Source organism: Pseudomonas paralactis, assembly GCF_001439735.1.
GTDB classification, from domain to species: domain Bacteria; phylum Pseudomonadota; class Gammaproteobacteria; order Pseudomonadales; family Pseudomonadaceae; genus Aquipseudomonas; species Aquipseudomonas paralactis.
The window spans coordinates 86,778-112,909 of the sequence record NZ_JYLN01000010.1 but is presented as its reverse complement, the minus strand read 5'-3'; the positions used below and the strand labels follow the sequence as shown (position 1 = coordinate 112,909).

Here is a 26,132-nt window from a genome sequence, read left to right as displayed (position 1 = left end):
ACTGATGAGTTCACGCAACCCCGTCATCTGGCATGAAGGTTTGTTCGTCAAACCCCAGCACTTCCAGCAACAGGCCCGCGCCGCTGAAGCCGCCGTGCATCAGCGCCTGCACAGCCTCAACGACGCCCTCTACGGCTTCAGCGAACTGACGCTGAACACCGAATACCTGAGCTTCGGGAAAGTCGCCATTACCCAGGCACGCGGGATCATGCCCGACGGCAGTGTCTTCGATATTCCCCACGACCTGGCGCCACCCTCCCCGCTGGAAATCGCCGACAGCAGCGCGGTCAACCAGATCGTTTACCTGGCGCTGCCACTGCGGTCCAACGGCGCCCTTGAAGTGCGCTGGCCCGACCAGTATGGCAACAGCCGCTACATCGCCCGCCGCGAGGAAATCCGCGATACCCACAGCGATGACGGCGATCAGGTCGGCATGGACCTGGCCGTGCCCAACCTGCAACTGATGCTCGAACGCAGCGACCGCAGCGCCTTCACCGGCATCGCCCTGGGCAGAATCAAAGACAAGCGCCCCGACGGCAGCCTGGTGATGGACGAACATTTCTACCCCACCAGCCTATCCTTGCAAGCCGTGCCAGCACTGCATCGCTACCTGGGCGAAATCGCCGGGTTGATGCGCGAGCGTGCCAAGAACCTGGCCCAGCGTATCGGCTCACCGGGGCAGTCGGGGGTGGCCGATGTCACCGACTTCAACCTGCTGCAAACCCTCAACCGCTTGTTCCCGCTGTTCCAGCACCTGGCCCGCCAACGCCAGGTTCACCCGGAGCGGCTGTATATCGCCCTCGCCCAAGCCTGCGGTGAGCTGGTGACCTTTACCGATGAGGGCCACCTGCCCCAGGAATACCCGGCCTACCAGCACGACAACCTGCGCGAATCCTTCCAGGTCCTGGAGCACACCCTGCGCCGCGCCTTGGGCACCGTGCTGCAACCGCGCGCGGTGTCGTTGCCGATCGTCGATCAGAAGTACGGTGTGCGCAACGCCGCATTGAACGACAAGCGTCTGCTGGACAACGCCGAATTCATCCTTGCCGTGCGCGCTGAACTGCCGGCGGAGACCCTGCGTCAGCAACTGCCCCGGCAGATCAAGATCAGCTCCACCGAAGGCCTGGAGCAACTGGTCAGCCTGCAACTGCCGGGCATTCCACTGCGGCCGCTGCCAGTGGCGCCGCGGCACCTGCCATTCCATGCAGGTTTCAGCTACTTCGAACTCGACCGCCATCACCCGGCCTGGCAAAGCCTGAGCAGTGGTAGCGGGTTCGGTTTCCATATTGCCGGTGAATTCCCGGAGCTGGAGTTGCAGTTCTGGGCGATCAGGAGTGAGAGAGATGAATGACGTCAAGAACAGCGCCGGCCCTGAGTCGGACACCAATAGTCCAGTGTTTGATGAGCTGGTGCAGCACGTTAGAAGCAAGCCGGAATCTGTAGAAACAGCTCCGCCCAAACCAAAGCCTGCACCATTGCTCGCAGACCCCGAATTCGACATCCGCGGCGTGGCCTGGAACCCACTTTGCGATGCCGCCACGCCGCTGATTGGTCTGGTCATTCGCCTGCGCCGTCTGGACCACCACCATGACGTGCCTGCGTTGTACCAAAGCGTCAGCAACCAGATCACCGCGATCATGGAAGAAGTCCGCCAGCTCGACTACGACGCTGGCATGCTCAAGGCCTACTCCTACAGCCTGTGCCTGTTGGTGGACGAGGTGGTCATGCGCACCACCTGGGGCAGGCTCTCCACCTGGAGCGCCCGCTCGCTGCTCAGCCAGTTCCACGGCGAGACCCGAGGCGGCGAAAAATTCTTCACCATCATGAACAACATGATCCCCGAAGCAGCCAGGTACCAGCATGTGCTGGAGTTCATGTACCAGTGCCTGATCTCCGGCCTCAAGGGCAAATACGGCGCCCACAGCAAGGGCGATGACGAAATCCAGAAAATCATCGACCAGCTGCACGGCCTGCTGCGCCCCCTGCGCGGCGAAACACCCAAGCGCCTCACCGACCCGCTGACCAACGTCGCGCCGCGCAACTACCGGATCAAACGTGCCTGGCCATTGTGGACGCCGTGGGCCATGGCCGCCGTCGTGCTGACCGTCGCCTACACGATTTACTCGATCCGCCTGAACACCATCACCCAGCAGGTGCTGGTGTCGCTGGAGCGGGTGCTGCACCTGTAACCGATTTTCAGCGCGCTCATGCCGAGCGCCTGCAAAGCCATGGCCGCTGGCCATAAACCGCGACCGCGTGGTCGCTCAATCATCACGACAAGGAGCTTGTCATGCCAACACCCGCGTACATCAGCATTCACGGCAAAAACCAGGGGCATATCACCAAAGGCGCGTTCACCGCTGACTCGGTGGGCAACGTCTTTGTGGAAGGCCACGAAGACGAAATCCTCGCCCAGGAAATCGACCATCAAATCGGTGCCCCAACCGACCCGCAAAGCGGTCAACCCACCGGACAGCGCGTGCATAAACCGCTGACCTTCACCAGCTCGCTTAATAAAGCCTCGCCACTGCTCTATCAGGCCCTGGCCACCGGCGAAATGCTGCCGACCGTCGAGGTCAAGTGGTTCCGCACCAACCTCGATGGCAAGCAGGAGCACTTTTTCACCACCAAGCTGGAAGAGGCCACCGTCGTTGATATCCATACCGTGCTGCCCCACGCCCAGAACAGCGACAACTCCAACTACACCCAACTGATCAAGACCAGCCTGGCGTATCGCAAGGTCAGCTGGAGTCATGTTGTGGCCGGCACCGAAGCCTCGGACGACTGGCGCAAGCCGGCAGCAGCGGGCTAAGCGCGTACCCAGCTCCGCCGCTGCAGCTCGCGCAGCGGCGGAGCCTTCACTGACTTGAAACCTATAAGGAGGCTCTATGCCTGCCGTCGTACTGGTCGGACACGACCATGATTGCCCTTTGTGTGGCCCCACCACCGTCGACAGCGGTGCCCGCAACATGACCGTCAATGGCAAAGCCGTCGCCCGTGTCGGCGACACCCTCGGATGCGGCGCCGTGATCACCAGCGGCTCACGCTCTATGACCGTCGAAGGAAAAGCCGTGGCCCGGGTTGGCGACACCACCGACCACGATGGAAAACTGGAAAACGGTGATAGCAGCTGGTTGATCGACTGACATTTACATACTGAAATGGAGGCCCCATGCCCCGTCAAAGCGACCTGCGTTACACCTTCGAACCGCTGCGGGGCGATCCCTTCGAAGTGGTCTCGTTCACCCTTGAAGAAGGCTTGTCCCAGCCCTTCAAACTCGAACTGGAACTGGTCAGTCACCACCCCGCTATCGACTTCTACCGCATGCTCGACCTCGCCGCGGTGTTCACCATTTGGCGCGACGACACCCCGGTACGCTACGTTCATGGCCTGGTCAGCCTGTTCCAACAGGGCGATACCGGTTTTCGCCGAACCCGCTACACCGCCGTGGTCGAACCGACCCTGAAGCGTTTCGACCTGCGCTCCAACTGGCGCATCTTCCAGGCCCAGACCGTGCCCGAGATCATCACCAGCATGCTGGCCGAGCACAAACTGACAGACATCCGCAGCGAAATCTGCTTCGAGCACCAACCCCGCGAATACTGCGTGCAGGCCGGCGAAACCGACCTCGACTTCATCGCCCGCCTCGCCGCCGAAGAAGGCCTGCTCTACACCTTCGAACACCGCGCCGACGGCCACACCCTCGTGCTCACCGACCGCGTCGGCGGTCTCGGCACCATCGGCACCCACACCGACTGCCCGGTGATCTACCAGCCCATGGGAGGTGGCGACTCCAAGGAACCAGCGTTAAACCGCTTCCACTACACCGAGCAAGTACGCACCGCACGCCAGGTGCAGCGCGACTACACCTTCACCCACCCGCGCTACGACCAACAGCACACCGCCACCGGCGATCAGGACTTGAAAAACCAGCACAAGGACTACGAACGCTACGACTACCCCGGCCGCTACAAACGCGACATTGCTGGCAAGCCCTTCACCAAGACGCGCCTAACGGCGCTACGCAACGACGCCAAGCTGGCCCATGTCGAAGGCGACGATGAACGCCTGCAACCGGGGTTGGCCTTCGATCTCAACGATCATCCCCGCGAAGACTTCAACGACCGCTGGCGCACCATCGCCATAAAACACGAAGGCAAGCAGCACACCAGCTTGCAGGAAGAATCGTTCGGCAGCGGCCTCGGTACCTCTTACTCGTTGAAAGCCAGCGCCATCCGCTGGACCTCGGATTGGAAAGCGCCGCTGCCCCCCAAACCCTGCATCGATGGCCCGCAGATCGCCACGGTAGTTGGCCCGCCGGGGGAAGAGATCTATTGCGATGAATGGGGCCGGGTCAAGGTGCAGTTTCCATGGGATCGTGCGGACAAAAACAACGACCACAGCTCGTGCTGGATCCGCGTCACCCAAGGCTGGGCCGGGGCGACCTGGGGCTCCATCGCGATCCCGCGTGTAGGTCAGGAGTTAGTGATCAGCCACCTGGACGGAGATCCAGACCAGCCGATCGCCACTGGGACCGCCTACAGACAGACCAACCTGCCGCCCTACGAGCTGCCTAAACACAAGACGCGGATGACCATCAAGAGCCGCACCCATAAGGGCGAAGGTTTCAATGAGCTGCGCTTTGAGGATGAGCTGGGCCAGGAGGAAGTTTTTATTCATGCCCAGAAAGACCAGAACACGGTGGTGAAGAACAACCAGAGCCTGACTGTTGGAGCGGACAGAACCAAGAGTATCGGTCAGGACGAGAACGTCAGTATCGGTCGAAATCGTGTACGCGTGGTGAGGACCAACGACACCGTGAAAGTCGGTGGCAACAAGAACGACACGGTAGCCGGCGAGTACGAGATCGAAGTCGGCGGCACGCTGCGTTTGAAGTGTGGCAAGACGCTCATTGAGCTACATGCAAACGGCAAGCTGAACATCACCTGCGAGGACTTCAACATCACTGGCGCGCAAACCGGCCAGATCAACACGCTGGGCGCAAATCTCGACCTTAACCCGGAAGGTGGGTCGGCCGGTGCTGCTGCAAATGGGCAAGACGGTGGTGCACTGAAGGCCAGTGTCGATGGGCATTTCGAATAGCCCCCACCTTTCCCATTACCCAACTATCAAAGAAAAGGACGCGCCTGCAATGGCTGATTATCTGACCCACGATGTAATCCTTGATTTTGCCGATGAAACGCCCGAGGACTCGACGCTGAACGTCCTGCGCTTTCAAGCGCGAAATACCACGCTGGTGATTGCCCGCAGTCCCGTTGGTAAACATCAGACCCTGGATGAAGCACTGACGGCCCAGCTGGATCAACTGCGCAACAAGACCCAAGCATTGAGCATCACACCGGCACAAATCACTCACCTGGGGCACCAGCAGCAAGTGGAGGGCCGAGAAATGGCCGTCCAGTTCATGACCGGTGACAAGCCTAACTTCCAGTTGCAAGTCGCCTGCCTGATTCCCGGGCAACACCGCATGCTGGTCCTCAACTACAGCAAACAAGGTCCATTAAGCGACGGCGACATCACCCACTGGCGTGCAATCAAGCAAACGCTGCGCTTTTCCTAAGCTTTTCCGCCCCTAAGAAACCGGTTCTCGATTAGCAAGGAGCTTCTTGTCAATGGCACAAATTGTCCACGCCGCCCGGCAGGGTGACGCCATTCTTCACCCATCACTCATAGCTGAGTTAATCAGTGCAACAGTGGAAGCAGTCATCTATGGGGCGGCTGCGCTGGCGGTGACGGCCGTTGTTTGCCTTGCAGTAGTGGGTACCGTGTTCACGGGTGGCGCGGTAGGCTTCGCCATCGGAATAGCGGCAGGCGCTGCGGTAGGCGCCATGAGTTCGATTCCCATAGGCGAGGATCGAAGTATCGGTGACGCCATCTCTGACTTTAGCGATTCAATTGGCAACGCAATAGACTCACCGGACGTCTATGGCGAAATCAAAAGCGGCTCCAAAAATACCTTTATCAATGGCAAACCCGCCGCTCGCGCTGCGGCGGTCAGTTCCCCCAATGGGTCTGGAGAAGAGGAAAAAGGCGAGGAGCCTTCCGTTCTGGAGAACGTAAGTGCGATAGCCCAAACAGCTCTGGGATTTGCATTTCCACCCTTCAAGTTGGTCAAAGACTTCTTTGACACGGTTCATCAGATATTCAACCCACCAGTAACAACACCAGCAGCCCCGGGGTTCACCCCCAAGGAAGAAGACAAGATCACCTGCACCCGTCATCCCCCCATGCCTGAGACCTACATCGCACAGGGCTCAGACAAGGTGCAGATCAATAGTCGGCCGGCGGCACGCTCGGGAGATAAGGCCACCTGCGATGCCACCATCGATGTGAACGCAAACGTCTCTCCCAATGTGCGTATTGGCGGCGGAACAGTGACGGTTCGGAACATTCACAATGGCAAAAGCAAGACTGCGCAGATCGCGGGGATTGTTGCGGCACTGCTTATATCCAGACGAATGGGGGCTCGCTCTCGCCGCTCTTCAAAAGCGAAAAATAACAGATCCACAATCTGTGATCGCGTAGGCGAACCTGTGCATATTTCCACCGGTGGCAAAGTCCTCGACGGTGCAGAAGACGTCGACTTCAGCCTACCTGGGTTGCTGGGCATCGATTGGGCCCGAAGCTACGACAGCAACGACTCCCGAACCGACGGTATTTTCGGTCGGGGCTGGAGCGTTCCCTATGAGGTGGAAATCGCTCGTGTCCCGCATCCCCACGGCGGCGAGCTATGGATCTACGTCGACGAGACAGGCAACCGCCTGGAACTCGGCCAACTCATAGCCGGCAATGCGTTCGTCAGCGCCATCGATGGCTTGGCCTTCTTCCAGCTAGAGGATGGTCGGACCGTTGTCGAAGACATCTACGCAGGGCGTTATCAGGTTTTCCAGTCTGATCCGCATAACCCGCAACGCTCGCGACTGATCCGCTTGGGCGACCGCAACCTCAACGTCCTCGACATGTTGTACGACGAACAGGGCCGCCTGCACTTCCTCGTCGACAAGTACAGCCAAACCGTAGTACAGCTTCACTACGATCAACAACACCCCAAGCGTGTCGGCAAAGCGTCCCGTGTATTCCTGAAGGCCGGCGAAAACCCCAGCATCGAGCGCAACAAGACGCTGGCCAGCTATCGCTACACACGCAGTGGCCAGTTGCATGAAGTGTTGGACGCGACCGACCACGTGGTCCGCCGCTTCACCTACACCGCCGAGGGCTACCTGAACAGCCATCAGGTCGCTAGTGGCGCCGTTCGCGAGTACGAATGGGCACGCTTTGCCATCCCCAAGAACCGCCCCACACCCAAGCGTGCAGACGGCACCGGGTACCAACTTCCGCCACTATTGGAGCCACAACCCGACCACGAATGGCGCGTCACCCGCCACTGGGGCAGCGATGGGGAAGAGTATCGATTCGAATACGACCTGGAACGGGGCGAGACCCACGTCACCGACAACCTCGGTCGTCAGGACCATTACTATTGGGGCCCGTTCTACGAGATCTACAAACACATCGACCCCCTCGGCAATTGCTGGCAAGAGGAAATCATCGCCGGTCAATTAATGAAGAGTGTCGATCCACAGGGCGGTGAATGGCACTACAGTTACGATGACATTGGCCGCCTGACAGAGACGCGCGATCCATTGGGGCGTAGCGAACACATCCGCTACCTGCGGCACTGGGCATTGCCGGTGGAAGTCACCGACACTGCCGGGCACACATACCGTTCCCGCTACGACGCCCAGGGCAATCTGTTGTGGGAAGCGGATCCGCTGGGCCGCAAGACCCACTACCAATACGACCCCGAAGGCCGGGTGGTACGCATCACCGACACGCTGGACAAGACCAAGTACCTGAGTTGGAACGTGCACGGCCAGTTGCTCAGCTATCGCGACTGTTCCAATGCGCAAACGCTGTACCACTACGACACCGACGGACGCCTGTGCGAAAGCATCAACGCCCGCGGCGAGCACACTCATTACCGTTACGACGCCCGTGGTTATCTGATAGAAAGCCAGCGCCCGGACGGGCGCATCGATCGCTACGATATTGACGCTGCCGGCCAACTGACCGCCTATACCGACCCAGCCCAGCGCACCACCCGCCTGCGTTACGACCGCAGTGGTCGTCTGATCCAGCGGGTTGACGCCCTCGGCCATAGCGTCGACTTTGGCTATGACGCCTATGGTCGCCTGCTGCACTTGAGCAATGAAAACCGCGAACGCTACCGCTTCGAATGGGACGTGCTGGACCGCCTGCTGGCCCAGCAGGACCTGGATGGCAGTGGGCGCATCTACCAGTACAACCCGTTGGACGATGTCACCGCCATCCACCACATCCCCGCGCCGAATGCCGAACCTGAGCTGGATGGCAAGGACAGCGCCGAACCGCACAGGCCACTGGTACATCATTTCGAGCGTGACGCCCTCGGCCGCCTGATCCGCAAACGCACCGACGATGGCATCACCGAGTATGCCTATGACACTGCCGACAATCTGCTGACGATCAACTTCACTGACATACGAGGTGACCAGCAGCGGCTCGACTACACCTACGATGCCCTCGGTCAACTGCTCAGCGAAACCAACAGCGCCGGCCTTCTGCAGTACGACTACGATGAACTGGGCAACCTGCAAACCCTGACCCTGCCCGATCAGCGCCAACTTAACCACCTGTACTACGGCAGCGGCCACCTGCATCAAATCAACCTGGGCGGCCGGGTGATCAGCGATTTCGAGCGAGATGCACTGCACGACGAAGTGCTGCGCACCCAGGGCAGTCTGCTGACCCGCACGCGCTACGACCGCAGCGGCCGCCTCAGCCAGAAAGCCTTGCACTATCAGCAGGTGGCCCGCGAGGTGCTGCCGCTGTTGCAGAAGGACTACCAGTATGACGCCAGTGACAACCTGGTGGCCGAGATACTGACCCAGACCCAGCGCCCAGGCGCTAATCGCCCGACCCCGGCAGCCAATGACGACAGCCTGATCGGGCGCTTTCATAACCAGTCCTCGACCGGCAGGTCCTATCAAGGCAGTGCCCAATACGGCTACAACCCCGTCGAGCAAATCCAGAGCGTGCACCGCAGCAGCCCTGGGTTGCTGGGCCAGCACATCGAGAGCCTCAACTACGACCCAGCCGGCAACCTGTTCGACGGCTACCGAGTCAACGGCCTGATCAAGCACAACCGCGTACATGTGTATCAGGACAAACGTTATCGCTATGACCGCTTTGGGCGGCTGAGCGAAAAGCGCATCGGCAGCAGCCGGATCCAGCACTTCGAATACGACGCGGAACACCGGCTGACCTGTATCCGCCAGCAGCAGGGATCAATGGCCCAGCGCATTGTTTTCAATTACGACCCGTTGGGGCGACGCATCAGCAAGCGGGTGTACAACAACGATGCCAGCGAACCCAATAATCGCACCCTGTTCCACTGGCAAGGCTTGCGGCTACTTGGAGAGGTGCAGGACGGTAGGCCCAGCCTGTACGTGTATGCCGATCCGGGTAGCTATGAGCCCCTTGCCCGTCTTGATGGCAAACCGGGTAGCGAGGCGGTCTTCTACTTCCACACCAACCTGGCCGGGCTGCCGGAACAACTGACCGACACGGACGGCACCACGGTGTGGCATAGCGAATACCAGGCGTGGGGCAGGACGCGGGATGAGTGGCATGATCAACAACCGGGACGTGAGCAGAACCTACGTTTTCAAGGGCAGTACCTTGACCGCGAAACCGGGCTGCACTACAACACCTTCAGGTTTTTTGATCCGGATGTGGGGCGGTTTACCCAGCCGGATCCGATTGGGTTATCAGGCGGACTTAATCTTTACCAATACAGTCCAAATCCACTTACCTGGATCGACCCGCTCGGCTGGAAAACTTATAACACAATGGAATCAAAAGATGGCTTCCAAAAACACCATATAATTCCACGCAAACTTGCCGATCACGATGCACTGAAGGCATCTGGCATGAACATTCATCAGAGATCCAATATCATATACCTTCCAACCGACGGTAAATATCATAAAACACGCACAATCCACAATGGCCCACACCCTGGCTACACAGCAAACATAAAACGACAACTGGACGCTATCGATCAGTACGGGAAAAATAATGGCTGGAAAAAAGCAGACTACGCCAGAGCAATAAATACTATAATCTCGGAAGAAAGAAAAGGCTTACGCACAGGAAGAACATATTTAAACGCACGTTCAATAAGGGGCAATCCTTGTGACTAAACTTTATCTACTTGAAATATCTAACAACTACCCAGAAAGCCACTGGTTTAAATTCAAACACCCCGAAGGGGTTGACGCTATTGAGTTCAGCCAATCAAAAAAAATTGATACTGAAATAGAAACTACATTTGAGAAGAATTCAAAAAAAACCTCATCAAAAATACTTGAGCATGATTTCTTCTTCAGCGATGGGCCTAATTTCATCTCACCAAAATTTAGTGACCTGATTCGCTCTGAACAAATAACAGGACTTCAGCTTATGGCAACGTCTATTGCAATAAACAAGGAGATCCATACCGGATATAATATTTTTGTAGTCACAAACAAGCGCAACTGCTTCAACGAAAAAAAGTCATCCTTCGAACCATTACTCCCCTACTTACCCGACGGCCCCAGAAAATATACGAGCATTTCACTGGACCAAATGACCACGCATGACACAGATGTCTTCCGAGCCCAGGAAGATTTCACGCGAATTATCGTATCACAACGATTCAGAGATCTTTGCTTAAGCAACAACTTAAACGGACTTAAGTTCGTAGAGTAGAAGCAAAACACCTGTTCATCTATTCAACAGGGCGGATACATTAAAAGGGGCTCTCCAGACATAAAACATTTTTGCAGACTTGCGAGAACCAACTGGAGGGTGCTGGCAGACTCGGTCGTAAGGACCCCTTACTATTGGGGCCCGTTCTACGAGATCTACAAATACATCGACCCCCTCGGCAATTGCTGGCAAGAGGAAATCATCGCCGGTCAATTAATGAAGAGTGTCGATCCACAGGGCGGTGAATGGCACTACAGTTACGATGACATTGGCCGCCTGACAGAGACGCGCGATCCATTGGGGCGTAGCGAACACATCCGCTACCTGCGGCACTGGGCCTTGCCTGTGGAAGTCACCGACACTGCCGGGCACACACACCGTTCCCGCTACGACGCCCAGGGCAACCTGCTCTGGGAAGCGGATCCGCTGGGCCGCAAGACCCACTACCAATACGACCCCGAAGGCCGGGTGGTACGCATCACCGATGCGCTGGACAAGACCAAGTACCTGAGCTGGAACGCGCATGGCCAACTGCTCAGCTATCGCGACTGTTCCAATGCGCAAACGCTGTACCACTACGACACCGACGGACGCCTCAGTGAAAGCATCAACGCCCGCGGCGAGCACACTCACTATCGGTATGACGCTCGCGACTACCCGATCAAAAGCCAGCACTGGGACCTCTCAGGCACCGCATAGGACCCGATCCGCGGTAGCGTCCCCCCATCGCGTTTTTTCCACCTCTTTTGAAAGATCGCTCCTACACCTTCGCCGAACACTTCCGACGGCCCCATCTGAAATACTCAGCAGTCACGAAAAATGACGAGCCCTTTTCTACAATAAACGTTATGTATTCAGTTGTTCTGGGCAAGAAGCCCACGTCTCCATTCACCTCATGAAGAACTTGGATCATGCTAAATACCTCATTTTTTCCCTCATTACGTACCGCCATCGGTACAGCCCTGCGGCCTCGACAACTCAATCGAGAAGAAGAGCGCCTGGTCCACTACTACCGTTGCTTGTCGGAACAGGATCGTGAAGCAGTGCGCTGCCTGATGTTTGCGGTCAGGGAAACCAGCGAGGCGAACACCCTCACCCATAAAAAGTGACACCATCATGGGTCAGCGAACGATGACGTACCTGCGGGTTGGAGATCTAGCCGGCAGCCTGTCGCCAACACCCTCGCGATTGTTTTTCCTACCCAGCCAAAGCACGCCTGCCGCCCCCACAAGCAACGCCATCACGTGCGTGTTTGTGACCTCGCCGTCGGAACGTTCGACCTTGCTAGAGTACCAAGCCCCATCGCCGTGGAGGATCTTCATACCCCCATGCCCGCCTTCGTCACCCTCCAGCCACGATTTCCCTTTGGCGGCCTGACCATATCCCCCTGTGTCGACGCCCTGATCCGACAGGATCTACTCGACCCGCTTCCCTACGAGCGCCGGCAAATCTGCGACGATTGGGGCGATGTGTGCGCAGAACATTGGCGCTACAACGACGCGGCTCTGCAACTCGGAGGTTACCTGCAGTCGTCCTACGTCATCAGTGACGGGTTGAACCTCTGTGTCTTCACGGAAGCGGACCGGAACCTTACGGCGGTATTTCTGCTGGCTGAGTACGGGTCGCCAGCAACGTCCCAGGCGGTCAAACCCTTGAAGATCGCAGTACGTCAACGGCGCCTTGGCCGCGTCAACCTTCATCCTTCCGTCATCCCAAGGGACGCCCGCCATTGCGGTTGGGGAGTCCTGCTGTTGCAAGGGGACCATCATGTCATTGCTCTTCAAAGGCAACGATCTGAAACCGGTGCTGGCGGAGGCTATCGCTAATCAACGTTCCATCGTTCTAGTCAACAACCAGAGGGTTTACTGGCTTGCCGAACGCGGCGAACGCCAACCCAATGGCCGGCAAAAGCGGATTGCCTATGCGGTCGGCTGCAACCCCGATGTCGACGCGTTCGACGACTGGTGGCCGCTGGCCCGCAAGGAGCTGGGCGGCACGGTTTCAGTGAGCATTTCGACCCGCAGTCGGAGGCGTTCATGCGCATCGTCAACGGTGAGCACGATATGGCACTTGGCGCCACGGCGACCTACCTGACGCTATAGGCCATCTTGCCATAAAACAATCTAACACCAGACTTTGAGTCCCCGCATGCCGTGGAGCTCTGTGCTATGTGCTCTCGCATGGGCGCATATGCATCGCTACTCGCTTGTCTCCCGAAACTTCTCCCCCAGCCCCGTCCCCAGCCACTGGGCATTGACGCTCAGCAACCGTGCAATCCTATCGAGCCACGCGTGTGGAATGCCCCGCGAAAACCAATTGGTCAACCGCTGAGGGGTGACCTTCAAGAACAGTGCGAAATCCATTGGCGAGATCTTGCACTCACTCAACAACATCCGCAGACGCACGCCGGAACATTCGGCGCTGACCGCCCGAAGCGTCATTGATCGTCGCCCCGCACACGCTTCTTTCCCTTGCTCAAAGACCATTCCTTGCTCCTTGTGTAACGCCATATCTTTCTTCGCCCCATTCACAACGCGGACTCATTGAGTATAAACATGGCGTCCATCAGGTCCAGTTCCTATGCCGCAAAGCCCACCCCAACGCGACAGCCACGCCTGCTGTAGCCGATTTCCTTCAACCTCAGAACAGTCTGCCGTGGGTTCCGTCTCGATTTCTTCCAGGTGATTGTGAGAGCAATTGTGCGCTCCTAGACTCCGCAGCCGTAGGGCAATCCCCTGCCCCTCGAAGATTCCCACGGCCGGCACGTCGCACCTCGCCCTGCCGCCGCCACTGCAAGGAGCCACACCCATGACCAAGTCCTCGACGCCCCTCCTACTGCTCGCACTGACCAGCCTGCTAACAGGCTGCTCCACCACTCCCAATGTTTTGCAGATGCATAAAGTCACCGCCGAAGCGATTGGCCTCGCCTCCACGGATGAGCTGACCATGGGCCCGGTGACCAAAGGCAAGGAAGACTTCCTGGGCGGTGCTGAACTGACGTTTAAAGCCACAACAGCAAAGGGGCGCGTATTCAACTGTTCGACCTTCATGACCCCGGGCATCCTGCTTGAGCCGCCAACGTACTCGCGACTGACCTGCACCAAGTAAGCCCGATACTCCGGTGCGGGCACCTCGTGCACCGGTGATGCAGATAGATGCAAGCGGGCGCCCAGCAGTCGCCCCATGCCATGGAAAGCGTCCGTGACAGATATTTCTTACAGACCAAACGCATGGACTCGCAGGACGCGTCCTGATTGCTCCCACGTTATTGAAGCCCACGGATGACACTGCCTAGGATGTGCCCACTCGCTCATTTGATTGAGCCTTGGCCCTCCCCGCGTCCCGCGTACACGACAGGAGTCGATTGACCATGTACAACAACATCACCCTCGGTTTGCGAAAGCGCCTGCTCGCCGGTTCGACCTTCGCCCTCTTATCGCTAAGCGCAGCCCCCGCAGTGGCCACCGATTGGTGGATGATCTTTGGCACCGGCGACACGCCTAACAGAGACCTGTTCTTCGCCGATGCACAGTCGGTAAAAGCCACACAACAACACCCGCAAAACACACTGCTGACAGTCGTGCAGGTGTTTGAAAGCCCCAACAGTCCCAACTACGTGAGCTACGCGCTGGAGCTGCAATGCCCGGAGCGACAGCTCAGGGTGAACTCGGCCACCGCCTACCTGCGCGCCGGGGCCACTACGGTGCTGCCGGCGCCTAAACGCTGGGTACCAGTGCCCAAGAGCTGGCTGGAGCGTGGCTATGACTTCGCCTGCGCACCGGGCAAACGCAAGTCCAACGCCATGATGCCGATGGGCGTCGGCTCCATCGACAACGCACAACTGGTAGCGATCACGCAGCAAGGCCTCTTCAATCAGTTGCCGGGTAATCAGCCGATCCGCATTGAATCCAGGAAGAGCAGCACCGAGGACGTGATGCGCGACCTCAACTTCCTCTTGGGCGCACCTGAGAAAAAATGACCTCCGGCGCCAATCGGCACACTTGAACTATGAGTGATCAACATGAAATACACAGGCGCATTGGCCTTGGCCCTCGTGCTGCTGCAGACCGGCTGCGTCAGTTTTGACACCGTCCCGGAAATGTACGCGCGCAGCCAATGGAAAGGCCGCCCGGCGCAGGACGCCATCAATTTCTTTGGTCCACCCCAAAAAATGGATCGCACCGCGGACGACCAGCATGTGGTGATGCAGTGGTACCGCGACACGTCTTACAACAGCAATGAGGTGGTGGCACAAAGCGCGGAAAGGCAGGGCAACGTGATGGTGCACACCAACTATTGGGCAACCGTCAATAACCCGAATCGCTGCATCCTTTCCATCACCGTCGATCAGGACAGGAAGATTGTCGGGTTTGAAGCCGATGAAGGCGAATTGCTGCTCTCCAGTGGCTGCCAGTCGGTCAAGTTTGGGCCGCCTTAGGCAACCGACGCTGAGACAGGCTAGTGGAAACACCTCCTACAAACGTCATGTTTACTCTTGAAGGATCGTCCTCGACAATGAAATCCGTCATCGTCGCCATCGCCCTACCGCTCATTGCAGGCTGCGCAACGCCGAAATATTGGGAGGCCACCGGCGGCAACCCGTCCGACGGGCTTGTGCAACTCTCCTACGTCCATACGCCGTTTGAGTACGGCCAAATCCGGGCATCCCAAGGGTTGGCGATTGCCACGGGGCGCTGCCAATTCTGGGACTACCAACGCGCTGAACCCGCGGGCAAAGAAAAATCCGAGTGTCGCACCATGGGGCCGTTCCACTGCCTGGAAACCACAGTCACTCAGGATTACCGCTGCCTGCAATGACAGCGACCCGGGGGGTCAATTTCCATTAGTCAGACCTATCACGGCCCACCACGCACTCAAGTCCCACTCTTGACCTTACTCCAGACCCGCGTACGCAACCGCTCCAGTTTCAAGGGCAGCGGCTCCAGCGCAAACAGCGTATCGAGCACTGCCTTGGAAGGATAAACCCCCGGATTATCGCGCACCTTCGCATCCACCAGCCCCGTGGCATCCTTGTTGGCATTGGCATAGCTGAGGTAGTTAGACGACGCGGCAATCACCGGCGGGCGCAGCATGTAGTCGATGAACGCCAAGCCTTGTTGTGGGTTGGGTGCATCGTTGAGCAGCACCAGGTTTTCCACCCAGATCGGCGCGCCTTCCTTGGGGATGCTGTACTGGATCCGGCGACCATTACCGGCTGCGTCGGCCGCTTTGCGAGCGTCCATCACGCCCCCCGCCCAGCCGACGACGGCGCAGATATCGCCGTTGGCCAAATCGGTGATAAAGCGCGAGGAGTCGAAGTAGCGAATGTGCGGGCGCAGTTTCAACAGCAGGGCCTGGGCCTTCACATAGTCGTCCGGGTTCTGGCTGTTATAGGGCAGCCCCAGATAGTGCAAGGCGATCGGGATGATTTCAGCGGGTGCATCCAACATGGCTACGCCACACCCTCCCAGCTTGGCGAGATTCTCCTCCTTGAAAATCAGGTCCCAGGAATCCACCGGTGCGTCATTGCCCAGCAGCGCCTGGACTTTGGCTACGTCGTAGCCGATGCCGGTGGTGCCCCACAAATACGGCACCGCAAAGCGATTACCAGGATCGTTGCGGTTGACCTTGGCGAGGATGTCCGGGTCCAGATGGGACAGGTTGGGCAGTTGCGAGCGATCCAGCTCCTTGAGCACGCCGGCCTTGATCAGGTTGGGCAACAGGTCGCCGGTAGCCACTACCACGTCATAGCCGCTGCGCCCGGCCATGAGTTTGCTTTGCATGACCTCGCTGTTGTCGAACACATCGTAGGCCGATTGAATGCCGGTCTGCGCCTGGAAATCCTTCAGCGTAGTGGGCGCGATGAAGTCATACCAGTTATAGATATTGACCTTCGGCTCCGCCGCCTGAGCGCAAGCCATTACGCCGCTGATCACGGCAGCCAGCCCCCATTGCATACATCGAATAGCGATCATCACGAACTCCTGGGCCGGCACCTGCGCGCCAGCTGATTATTGTTATGGAGGGTACAAACGCGGTCAGCGAATCAGCAGTTCACGGCGGCCGTCGGGGTGCTCGACAGCCTCTCCTTGCAGTTGCAGTCGACGATCATTGAGGTAGTGATAATCCCTGCGAGCCGCCTTGATTTGCGCAAGGTCCAGGCTGATCACATGGCGTGTTTCTTCGCGCCCGGCTTCGTACAGCACGCGTCCAAACGGGTCGACCACCGCACTGCCGCCGGCGAATACCAAACCGTCATCGCCCTGCCCTGCGCGGTTGACCATCACGCCGAACAGCTGGTTTTCCTGGGCCCTGGCCATGATCGCGGTGCGATGCACCGGACCGTAGGGGTCCATGTTACCGTTGGTGACGATGATCAATTCAGCACCCAGTTGCGCCAGCGCCCGCGCCGTTTCCGGCAGCTCAATGTCGTAGCAGATCAGCAGGCCGACACGCACGCCGTTCCACAGCGTAGTGACGAAGCGATCGCCGGGTGTGATGTCGGCACGCTCGGAGGGCCACAGATGGGTTTTTCGATACCCTAAAGCGATGCCCTCGGGTGTGATCAATACCGAGGTGTTGTAATAGACGCCCGCATCCCGTTCGACCAAGCCAATCACAACCGACACATTGCGTTGGCGCACCGCCTGTTGCACGGCTTGCAGTGTCGGCCCTTTCAGGGGCTCGGCGACGCTGGCCAACTGTTCGCCACCGACGAAGCCCATCAAATGGGTTTCCGGGAATACCAACAGGTCGGTATCCGCGTTGCAGTTGGCGATGGCCTCCAAGGTGCGTCCCAGGTTATAAGCGGTATCACCGTCGCGGCCGGCTAACTGCAAGAGTTCGATGTTCATGGCAGGTCCTTGGGCAAAATGGAAACCCGAATTTACCCGGGCCTTCAAATGAGTATGGGGTGCGGCGTAATGGGAAAAAATCACTTCAATGGGGTACCCCGCAATGGGTAGTGAAACCAATTTGACCTTGCAGGACGTGGCCTGGCATGACGCGGTCGGGCGGCTGATCGAAAACCTCGACCAACCGCACTTCTGGGCCTCCATGACGCGTTTGCTCGGGCGCTATGTGCCGGTGGACAGCTGGGTGGTGCTGATCTTCAACCCTGGCAGGCCACTGGTACTGGCTGAATCGCCTACGGAGGAAGGTGGCACCGACTCGCTGTTCCAGGACTACCTCAAGGGGCTTTACCTGCTCGATCCCTTTTACCTGGCCAATCGCGAATCACCGCGAAGTGGGCTGTTTCAACTGGACGACGTTGCCCCTGAGTGTTTTGAGCAGACCGATTATTACCAGCGCTACTTTCGCCTGAACGTGGTCGCCGATGAAATCCACCTCAATGTGCAACTCGATCCCCAGCGCACCCTGAGCCTGTCGTTGGGCAGCCGTTGCCGCTTCAGCCAGGAGCAACTGGCGCTGCTGCGATTGATCCAGCCATGGGTGGCCGGCCTGATGCGTCAGCGCTGCGTGTTTGAACAGGCTTCGAACAGCGCGCCGGCAGCAGAGCCGTCAACGGACTGGCAAGAGCGTCTGCTGTCACCGACGTTGCAGATCAGTTCGGCGTTGTCGACCCGTGAGGCCGAGGTGGCGCAACTGATGCTCAGTGGCTGCTCGAACAAAGAGATCGCCCGCAAGCTGGCGATCTCTGCCGAAACGGTCAAGGTGCATCGCAAGCACATGTACAACAAGCTGGGGATCAAATCCCAGTCCGAGCTGTTCCTGTTGTTTCTTCAGGCTCAGGAGTGAACCGGGGCCGTCCAACCCACTTTCGCCATCGCCGCCAGCAGTTGTTCAGGCTTGAGCGCCAGCGCTTGCCGGCCGCGGCCCTGAAGGTCGTTCGCCGCCAGCAAAGCATTGAGAATTGCTTCCTCTACGGCATCCGCTGCGGCAACGAATAATCCAGAGATATAGTCGTTATTGACCATCTGCAAGGCCGTGGTCGGCGGGCCGGATTGCCCGAGATTGGCAACCGGCAAGCCGCTATTGCCCACCGAAAACGCGATGAAGATGTCGCCGCTGTCGTCCTCGGTGCCGCCACCGACCCGCGCCAAGCCGATGCTCGCGCGCTGTGCCAGGCGCGTGCATTGATGGGGCAGCAAGGGCGCGTCGGTGGCGATGGTGATGACGATGGAACCCATGCCAGGCACACCGACATTCACCGGCCCGTCATAAGGCGAAGGGGTATCTTGCAATACGCTGCCCACCGGGTAACCCGCCACGCGCAAGGCGCTGCGTACGCCGTAGTTGGCCTGCACTAGTGCGCCCACGGTCCAGCCGCCCTCTTCTGCGCTCAGCACGCGAGACGACGTACCAATCCCACCTTTGAATTCATGGCAGATCATGCCGTTACCGCCGCCCACGCAGCCTTCCTGCACCGGGCCGCTGCGTGCATCCGCCAATGCCGCATGCACATGCTCGGCCGTGACGTGCTGGTCCCAGATATCACTCAAAATGCCGTCGTAGGTTTCCAGCACCACCGGCATGCACCAGTAGGTGTGCTGCTTGCCCATTTCACGCTCGGCGGCCACCAGTGCATCACGCACCACGCCAACGCTATGGGTGTTGGTGTAGGCAATGGGCGTGGTCAGCAAACCTGCTTCGCGAATCCACTCCAGACCGGTGGCGTCACCGTTGCCGTTGAGTACGTGAACGCCAGCGAAACACGGCGCCAGATGGGCCGCGACAGGGCGCGGCTCGATGATGGTCACGCCGGTATGCATCGAACCATCTGCGCCTTCGGCATTGAGCGTGTGGTGGCCGACGCGAACGCCGGGCACATCGGTGATGGCGTTGAACGCGCCAGGTGTGACCGTGCCAATGGTGATGCCCAGGTCTCGTAAGCGCATGTTTTTACTCTCAATAAGCCCGTGAAGAATTGGCTCAAGTCTAGGTAGTCTGCCAGCCGTTGACGATAACCCACAGTTGTTACCCCCGATGAGTTAGGTCGGCCCCGCTTTGAACGATGGCAAATGAAGCCCGGGGTTTCGGGCATGGTGCCAATCGCACCGGTCCGTATCATTTGCCAAGGAGTGCGGCTGACGACTTATCTGACGCACCACCACTTACAACTCAACAGCCCCATATACATGACTGAAACTTGCAGAAATACCACGCACGAGAAATCAAAAGATTCGAGCACAACGCCAAGATTGCACATCTACTCAACATCAATCATAAGATAGAAGAATCACTACTTCGCCTACAAACTTTCCAGGGTTAAGGGCTACCATGGAGCGGCGTACATAGCTTACGTCCAGGGTCTTTGAAAAATAGCCACCCTGGGATTGAACCAGCCCCAGGGAATAGAAAGTACCCATATTCATAACCGTCGAACCCTCGGCAATCTGTAGAGCAACTGAACCGATATTGCCGCCACCCGATGCAGGGCGGAGCGCTACATACTTGTCGGTTGCCGACCAGTCACTCATATCAACGAGAGCATATTTTACATTGTAAGCAGAAGCACCACCGTCGCACACGGCAGCAACCACCACCGGTGTTGTGCCGGCAATCGCGCCAACCACAGGAATATCAGCGAGTTTTATTTTAGGAAGTGCAATCGTCGTGGCGGACAGAAACAACTTGCACGTTGGACTTTTTGCAGTGACAACTGTTCCAGTTAGCGATGTAAATGCCGACCCTGTGTACACTGCATCCTTAGTAATGCCGGTACTCAGCAGCGTCTCGGCAGAGACATTATACGAACCCGAGTCCAACCTTTTTGTCGCTACCAAGCGGACCCTGACTTTAATTCCATATGTGCTGTATACAGGGGCATTGCCCTTATACTGAGTCAACTCAATGCCCTGATAAGGCAGCCACTGCCCATTGGTATCCGCCACCGCCATAATCAATGAAATACCCGGGACTGACGTATTGAGTAGCGCATAGGTTGTATTTTCAAAGGAAAACACACCGTTCACCGTCAGAGCACTGCTAGTCGTAACGGAGTACGGCCCGGAGCTCGTCAAAGTGCAAGTCATAAGCGTTGGAGTACTTGCTTCGTGCCAGCTCGACGAGATCATCCCCGGCTGGCCTGAATCATGAGCGAAGCTGACGGGTAACTTTAAACTCAAGCTAGTGTAAGTGCAGCTCGTATCCGCCTTGACTTGCCAGCCAAACATAATTAAAGCCAGACCGATACACAGTTGTAGAATTTTCAAGAGGAAGCTCCTTATTAAATTCTGCAGCCCTCAAGCGAACACAAAAAATTCACACAAGACCATTTCGTTTGGCCAGCTCAACCAGATCAATGAGATTGGCCACATTCAACTTGCGCTGCAAGCGGACTTTATAAGTACTGACGGCCTTGTGGCTAACCATCAATTGCCCGGCGACATCCTGATTACCCAAACCACAGGCCAATAGTTTAAGGGCCGTGATCTCGCGGTCTGACAACAGGCTCAGCTGTATACTTTCATGGGTGGCAGCCTCTGAGTTATCGCGCAGTATATGAATCGTATTGGCCGGAAAATAGTTATAACCCGATAGTACCGCTTTACGGCTCCAATCAGTTCATCGAGATTATCGTCCTTGCATACAAACCCGTCGGCATCTGCTTGCAACGCCAGAATTGCAAAATTACGTGAGTCACCAGAGGTCAGAATCAGCACCTTGCTGGAAACAACAATCAATTTCAGATTAGAGATGACCGACAAACCGCCCATTTCGGGAATACTTAAATCCAGTACGACAAGTTCAGGCAGTAATTTACGAATGACCTCCAGCGCGTTAACACCGCTATCGGCTTCAGCCAGGATGCTGTGCCCTTCCCCTTGAGCATTACCCTTACTGCCATGCGCATCAATGGATGATCGTCGACAACGACTATGCTACCCATTACTTTACCTTTCAAAGAGATGCCGATAACAAAATAAACTTGATACCCTGCCACCAAACATGCTGCACGGTGGAATATTGCATTCTCTTGCACTGTGTAAAAAGACAATAAAAAACCATCGGTCAAAGAGTTCGAAAAGTCTACCCGGATCAGCGACTGCTACCACCGCAGGAATCTTAGTAGCGCACCAGATATAACCATAATCGGCGTAGGATTAATCCTACTCATAATAAATCCAGATACTACCCGCAGACCTCCAGACATCAGCAGCTCATGCTGTAAACAGGCTGAAAGCCCAGCACCGTTGACGCTACATGCCCCACTGCGCCTTAACCCGGCCGTGCAGCATGCTGTGATCAACACCTTCTACACTGCTCAGGCCTGCCCCCGTCGCCGAAGGCCTGTTTGTGCCATTGCACGTACTCAAAAGCCAGGGCATAAAGGCCGCCACCGCTATCCGCGCTCTGAGTGAGGTGTCGATGCTGATTCGCTCGACGCAGCACCAAACGCCCACTCATATGCGCGAAGTCGATGGCCATACCACCACTGGTGTGATCCTCGACCCACGGTTTATCGCGGGACTGACGCCGATGACCGCAGCGCAAGCGGGCTCATGACATGTTGCGTCCCTATGAAATGCCCTGGCGTCGCGCCTATGAACTGTACGCGGCCATGGCCTGGGGCGGCGCACTGCTGTGACTGCTGGGAGCCCATCTGGCGGGCGTTTTACCGGCCCCCTGACCTGGCCGCTCAGTGCGGTCGCTCTGCTCATGGCCGTGTGCCAGGCGTGTGCATTGATGGGGCAGCAAGGGCGCATCGGTGGCGATGGTGATCACGATAGAACCCATGCCAGGTACGCCGACATTAACCGACCCGTCATAAGGCGAAGACGTGTCTTGCAATACGCTGTCCACCGGGTAACGCGTAAGGCGCTGCGCACTCCGTAGCTGGCCTGCACCAATGCGCCCACCGTCCGGCCGCCCTCTTCGGCGCTCAGCACGCGAGACGATGTAACAATCCCACTAGTGCATCACGCACCACACCAACGCTATGGGTGTTGGTGTAGGCGATTGGGGTGGTCAGCAAACCTGCTTCGCGAATCCACTCCAGACCGGTGGCGTCACCGTTGCCGTTGAGTACGTGAACGCCAACGAAACACGGCGCCAAATGGGCCGCGACCGGGCGCGGCTCGATGATGGACGTACGATTTATCGCAGCACCCATACGACAGCGACCTCCCCATCGTCAGTAACGTCCTTGGGTCGCCGGGCTTCATCTTATTTTTTCTTGCGCTCGACCTTCTTAGCATAGGCGGATGAAATCAACGCCCGGCACGCTCGGCTTCCACGCCTGTATAACGACCACCCTGTATGTAACGACACTATGGCTGTTTACGGCGATTCAGGTCGCGCGAGCGGCCAGCTCGATCGATACCGTCACCAGCACTCAACGCCTGCAAGACCTCCAACTGAAAAGCTTGCAATCCCAGGCACTTGGAACCCCGGATGCACTGACCGCAACGCCCCTGCCCTTCGCCAATGCGCTGAAGCTGCCGGAAGAATCACCCTGTTTCGTTATCCGCACGGTGGAGTGGAAAGGTGCAGATGATTTCGACTGGCTGGAGCGCGCGCCGGCGATCCTGGGGCAATGTGTGGGCGGTGAAGGGTTGACGATTTATCGTCGCTGGGTAGCGGCGCAACTGATGGCGAGCGGATACATCACCACCCAGGTGCTGATACCGGCTCAAGACCTGAGTAGCGGGCACTTGATCGTCCAACTTATCCCTGGGCGCATGGGCAAGATTGATCAGCCACCGGCATCGCTTGGCTGGCCAGGCATGGCCTTTCCCGCAGCAAAAGGCGAACTGTTGAACGTGCGGGACCTGGATCAGGCACTGGAAAATGTGCGCCGCCTGCCAGGCCAGGCGACAACGGCGTTGAATCTGATTCCAGGCGCTGACCTGGGTGAAAGCGATGTGATCATCCAGCAAGCACCGCAGGCGCGCCGGGTGTTTGGCTTGCTGACTGCCGATAACAGTGGTATCGACGCCACGGGCCGTCACCAGCTCGGTGGGATTGTCGCCGTCGATTCTCCGACCGGGCTTTACGACCAACTGCTGCTGACCTACAGCACCGACACCGACTTCAATAACCACACCCGTGGGTCTTCGGCTAAAAGCCTGGCCTGGAACGTACCCGCAGGCTATGCCCTGCTGTCGTTCGGTGCCAGCGAGTGGACCAGCAAGCAAGCCTTATTCAAAGACCCCGGCGGACGAAGCATTACATTCAGCTCCCGCACCCGACGTATAGATGCCGGGCTGGACTACGTGGTGAGTCGCTCCAATCGCAGCAAAAGTGTGCTCAACGCTCGCCTGGTCAATCGTGAGGATCGCGCCTGGGTAGCCTCGACCGAACTGCAGCAATTGCACCGGCAGATCACCAGCTATGAACTTGGCCTGACCCACCGAGCCAACCTGCGCTTTGGCAAGTCAACGGTGCAGGCTGGTGTGCGCGGCTCACTGCCCGGACTCAGCAAAACGCCCGGCGCGCTCTATGAGCAACAGGACTGGAACGGTCGCTATCACCTGTTCACTGCCAAGGCGGCGTTTGAGATTCCGTTTGACCTGGGCGCAATGCGTTTGGGCTATCGCAACGCGCTGGTCTACCAATATGCGCCGGTGCCAGTGCCGTCGACCGAATACATGCAGATCGGCGGCCGCTACAGCGTGCGCGGCTTTGACGGTAACACCACCCTCGCCGGCCCCACCGGCTGGACCCTGCGCAATGAGCTGTCCATCACCGCCTTCAGTGGCAGCCAGGCGTATGCGGCGCTCGATGCCGGTGCGGTGTCGCCGGTGGGCGGCCAGCGGCAAGGTCGACAGCCATTGATCGGCGCAGCTGTCGGCTTGCGCGGTAATGTCAGCCGCTTTGGTTACGACCTGGCCCTGGGCATGCCGATCAAGAGCACCGACGAGATGAGCACCGCCACGCCCACCGTCGATTTCTCTCTGAGCAGCCGTTTCTAGGCGAACGCTTTTTCCCAGGGATGGGAATCCGAGTGCCACCCAGTGCACTCACCCGGCGCCCGCAGTCACTGCTGCGGGACGCCTCTTTAAACCTTCAACCCTTGAGGTCTGTATGAACCCAATGATTCAACCCACTCGGCGCCCGTCCAAGCGCACGCTGCTGGCCCTCGCCCTAATGGGCAGCCTGCCGCTGCTGCAAAATAACGCGCAAGCGCAACCCGCCCTGACGTTGGACCCGAGCGCTGCGCGCAATGCAGCACTGTCGCAGATCAACGACACCCCGGTGGTCAACATTGCCGCGCCGAATGCCGCCGGTGTTTCCCACAACCGCTTCACCGAGTTCAATGTCGGCCCTGCCGGGCTGATCCTCAACAACAGCACCGCAGGTGCCCAAACCACCCTGGGCGGCGCCATTGCCGGTAACAGCCTGCTCAACGGAACCTCTGCCGGCGTCATTCTCAATGAAGTCACCGGTAAAACCGCCTCAAGTCTCAATGGCTTGATTGAAGTCGCAGGGCCGAGCGCCCGCGTGATCATCGCCAACCCCAATGGCATCACCGCCAGCGGCGCTGGCTTTATCAACGCCAATCGCGTGTCGTTGGTAGCGGGCACGGCGGTACTGGACGCCAACGGCCAGGTGGCTCGATTGCAAACCGACCACGGCCAGATCCGCGTGGAAGGTGCTGGCCTTGACGCGTCCGGTGCCAACGAGGTCGACCTGGTCGCACGTACCCTGCAGATCAATGCGCAGTTGCAAGCCAAAAAGCTCAACGCCGTGGCCTTGAAAGGCGAAGTCGACGCGATGGACCCAACCACTGTGCTCAAGCACCTGGGTGCGGATGGCAAAGCCGACATCGCCATCGATGTGGCCCAGCTGGGGAGCATGCACGCCGACTCGATTCGCCTGGTCGGCAAGTCGACTGGCGTAGGCGTGAACGTTCAAGGCAACGTCAAGGCCCTGACCGGCGACTTGAAGGTCACCGCCGATGGCAAGGTACAGATCGCTTCAACGGGCGTGTTGGACGCCAAGCAGGCGCTGTCGATCGCTGGCGATCTGAACAATCAGGGCGTGCTGCGTAATGGTGGCCCGTTGAGTTTGGTCGGCAACATCAACATCCAGGGACCGATTCACTTCGGCGGCACGGCTGGGTCGGTTAACAATCTCAAGCCTGGCACTATTGTGACGGGCGGAGCCGCCGCCACAGGCGCTCAAAATGGTACGGGTGTGGTGATCAATCGACCGGTCGCGTCGCGCCCCTCCTATGTCGTCGCGCCGCCTGTATGGAGCAAGCCGGTGGTGAGCTACCCAGCGTTCAACTGGAGTTCCTATCCGTCGTTCGCCTTTAACACTGCGACAACCCTGAAACAACCGACCCGCATCCTCCCGCAACCACGCTACTGGTAAACCGCTCCAGCCGGGCGCGGTGGTCCACACCCGCCCG

24 protein-coding genes and 2 pseudogenes are annotated in these 26,132 nt (G+C 58.2%); 18 read left to right on the top strand and 8 right to left on the bottom strand.

Annotated elements, in window-relative coordinates; translation table 11 throughout:
* Positions 1-4: 4 nt before the first annotated feature.
* The 10 genes and pseudogenes from tssK (at position 5) to TX23_RS22410 (ending at position 12,915) form a co-directional block, all read left to right on the top strand.
* Positions 5-1,351, top strand: coding sequence for a type VI secretion system baseplate subunit TssK (gene tssK, locus TX23_RS22470; protein WP_057704077.1), 1,347 nt, complete (start codon positions 5-7; stop codon positions 1,349-1,351).
* A complete protein-coding gene (gene icmH, locus TX23_RS22465; protein ID WP_209445925.1) occupies positions 1,344-2,189 on the top strand; it encodes a type IVB secretion system protein IcmH/DotU in 846 nt (281 codons plus the stop codon). The genes tssK and icmH overlap by 8 nt, the downstream gene beginning before the upstream one ends.
* 101 nt (positions 2,190-2,290) lie before the next feature.
* A complete protein-coding gene (locus TX23_RS22460) occupies positions 2,291-2,812 on the top strand; it encodes an Hcp family type VI secretion system effector (RefSeq protein WP_057704076.1) in 522 nt (173 codons plus the stop codon).
* A gap of 76 nt (positions 2,813-2,888) precedes the next feature.
* On the top strand, positions 2,889-3,146 hold the full coding sequence (locus TX23_RS22455) for a PAAR domain-containing protein (protein WP_047710546.1): 258 nt from the start codon (positions 2,889-2,891) through the stop codon (positions 3,144-3,146).
* A 26-nt stretch (positions 3,147-3,172) separates the two neighbouring features.
* On the top strand, positions 3,173-5,104 hold the full coding sequence (locus tag TX23_RS22450; protein ID WP_057704075.1) for a type VI secretion system Vgr family protein: 1,932 nt from the start codon (positions 3,173-3,175) through the stop codon (positions 5,102-5,104).
* Between the two features lie 49 nt (positions 5,105-5,153).
* Positions 5,154-5,582 (top strand): DcrB-related protein, encoded by a 429-nt coding sequence (locus TX23_RS22445; protein WP_057704074.1) that lies wholly within the window; start codon positions 5,154-5,156, stop codon positions 5,580-5,582.
* 52 nt (positions 5,583-5,634) lie between these two features.
* Positions 5,635-10,266 (top strand): RHS repeat-associated core domain-containing protein, encoded by a 4,632-nt coding sequence (locus tag TX23_RS22440; protein WP_082629688.1) that lies wholly within the window; start codon positions 5,635-5,637, stop codon positions 10,264-10,266.
* Positions 10,259-10,813, top strand: coding sequence for an imm11 family protein (locus TX23_RS22435; RefSeq protein WP_057704073.1), 555 nt, complete (start codon positions 10,259-10,261; stop codon positions 10,811-10,813). Before TX23_RS22440 ends, TX23_RS22435 begins: the two co-directional genes overlap by 8 nt.
* A gap of 99 nt (positions 10,814-10,912) precedes the next feature.
* Complete coding sequence (locus TX23_RS22430) at positions 10,913-11,512, top strand: RHS repeat domain-containing protein (protein ID WP_057704072.1); 600 nt, start codon at positions 10,913-10,915, stop codon at positions 11,510-11,512.
* A 1,068-nt stretch (positions 11,513-12,580) separates the two neighbouring features.
* Positions 12,581-12,915 (top strand): annotated as a pseudogene (locus TX23_RS22410) (DUF3085 domain-containing protein).
* A gap of 96 nt (positions 12,916-13,011) precedes the next feature.
* On the opposite strand, the gene TX23_RS22405 reads toward TX23_RS22410, so the two are convergent.
* Positions 13,012-13,299: a helix-turn-helix domain-containing protein gene (locus TX23_RS22405; protein WP_157243938.1), complete on the bottom strand. Its 288-nt coding sequence runs from the start codon at positions 13,297-13,299 to the stop codon at positions 13,012-13,014.
* A 322-nt stretch (positions 13,300-13,621) separates the two neighbouring features.
* Between TX23_RS22405 and TX23_RS22400 the strand changes: the two genes are divergently transcribed.
* The 4 genes from TX23_RS22400 to yecR all read left to right on the top strand — a co-directional run bounded on the left by TX23_RS22400 (position 13,622) and on the right by yecR (position 15,631).
* Positions 13,622-13,921 (top strand): hypothetical protein, encoded by a 300-nt coding sequence (locus TX23_RS22400; RefSeq protein WP_057704068.1) that lies wholly within the window; start codon positions 13,622-13,624, stop codon positions 13,919-13,921.
* A 262-nt stretch (positions 13,922-14,183) separates the two neighbouring features.
* The gene (locus tag TX23_RS22395; protein ID WP_057704067.1) at positions 14,184-14,792 is read left to right on the top strand and encodes a hypothetical protein; all 609 of its coding nucleotides are present in this window, start codon (positions 14,184-14,186) and stop codon (positions 14,790-14,792) included.
* Between the two features lie 42 nt (positions 14,793-14,834).
* A complete protein-coding gene (locus TX23_RS22390; protein ID WP_057704066.1) occupies positions 14,835-15,251 on the top strand; it encodes a hypothetical protein in 417 nt (138 codons plus the stop codon).
* A 77-nt stretch (positions 15,252-15,328) separates the two neighbouring features.
* Entirely contained in the window at positions 15,329-15,631 is a 303-nt protein-coding gene (gene yecR / locus TX23_RS22385; RefSeq protein ID WP_057704065.1) for a YecR family lipoprotein, read from the top strand.
* 56 nt (positions 15,632-15,687) lie between these two features.
* On the opposite strand, the gene TX23_RS22380 is transcribed toward yecR, so the two are convergent.
* The gene (locus TX23_RS22380; RefSeq protein WP_057704064.1) at positions 15,688-16,788 is read right to left on the bottom strand and encodes a polyamine ABC transporter substrate-binding protein; all 1,101 of its coding nucleotides are present in this window, start codon (positions 16,786-16,788) and stop codon (positions 15,688-15,690) included.
* A 63-nt stretch (positions 16,789-16,851) separates the two neighbouring features.
* Positions 16,852-17,667, bottom strand: a complete 816-nt coding sequence (locus tag TX23_RS22375; RefSeq protein WP_057704063.1) for a carbon-nitrogen hydrolase family protein — start codon at positions 17,665-17,667, stop codon at positions 16,852-16,854.
* 103 nt (positions 17,668-17,770) lie between these two features.
* Between TX23_RS22375 and TX23_RS22370 the strand changes: the two genes are divergently transcribed.
* The gene (locus TX23_RS22370; RefSeq protein WP_057704062.1) at positions 17,771-18,571 is read left to right on the top strand and encodes a helix-turn-helix domain-containing protein; all 801 of its coding nucleotides are present in this window, start codon (positions 17,771-17,773) and stop codon (positions 18,569-18,571) included.
* Here the strand turns inward: TX23_RS22370 and TX23_RS22365 are convergent.
* The 4 genes from TX23_RS22365 to TX23_RS28520 all read right to left on the bottom strand — a co-directional run bounded on the left by TX23_RS22365 (position 18,562) and on the right by TX23_RS28520 (position 21,543).
* Complete coding sequence (locus TX23_RS22365; protein WP_057704061.1) at positions 18,562-19,671, bottom strand: DmpA family aminopeptidase; 1,110 nt, start codon at positions 19,669-19,671, stop codon at positions 18,562-18,564. The genes TX23_RS22370 and TX23_RS22365 overlap by 10 nt on opposite strands.
* Positions 19,672-19,992: 321 nt before the next feature.
* Positions 19,993-20,988 (bottom strand): fimbrial protein, encoded by a 996-nt coding sequence (locus tag TX23_RS28530; protein WP_057704060.1) that lies wholly within the window; start codon positions 20,986-20,988, stop codon positions 19,993-19,995.
* 49 nt (positions 20,989-21,037) lie between these two features.
* Complete coding sequence (locus TX23_RS28525) at positions 21,038-21,178, bottom strand: LuxR C-terminal-related transcriptional regulator (RefSeq protein WP_244885981.1); 141 nt, start codon at positions 21,176-21,178, stop codon at positions 21,038-21,040.
* A gap of 50 nt (positions 21,179-21,228) precedes the next feature.
* Complete coding sequence (locus tag TX23_RS28520) at positions 21,229-21,543, bottom strand: response regulator (RefSeq protein ID WP_244885980.1); 315 nt, start codon at positions 21,541-21,543, stop codon at positions 21,229-21,231.
* A 529-nt stretch (positions 21,544-22,072) separates the two neighbouring features.
* Between TX23_RS28520 and TX23_RS28050 the strand changes: the two genes are divergently transcribed.
* A complete protein-coding gene (locus TX23_RS28050) occupies positions 22,073-22,282 on the top strand; it encodes a hypothetical protein (protein ID WP_157243936.1) in 210 nt (69 codons plus the stop codon).
* Between the two features lie 162 nt (positions 22,283-22,444).
* Here TX23_RS28050 and TX23_RS28255 read toward each other — a convergent pair.
* Positions 22,445-22,865: pseudogene (locus TX23_RS28255) on the bottom strand (P1 family peptidase); the annotation flags it as partial.
* 115 nt (positions 22,866-22,980) lie between these two features.
* On the opposite strand from TX23_RS28255, the gene TX23_RS22345 reads away from it, so the two are divergent.
* Positions 22,981-24,690 carry a ShlB/FhaC/HecB family hemolysin secretion/activation protein gene (locus TX23_RS22345; RefSeq protein WP_057704058.1) on the top strand — a complete coding sequence of 570 codons (1,710 nt, stop codon included), beginning with the start codon at positions 22,981-22,983 and terminating at the stop codon, positions 24,688-24,690.
* 112 nt (positions 24,691-24,802) lie between these two features.
* Positions 24,803-26,095, top strand: a complete 1,293-nt coding sequence (locus TX23_RS22340) for a filamentous hemagglutinin N-terminal domain-containing protein (protein ID WP_057704057.1) — start codon at positions 24,803-24,805, stop codon at positions 26,093-26,095.
* Positions 26,096-26,132: the final 37 nt, after the last annotated feature.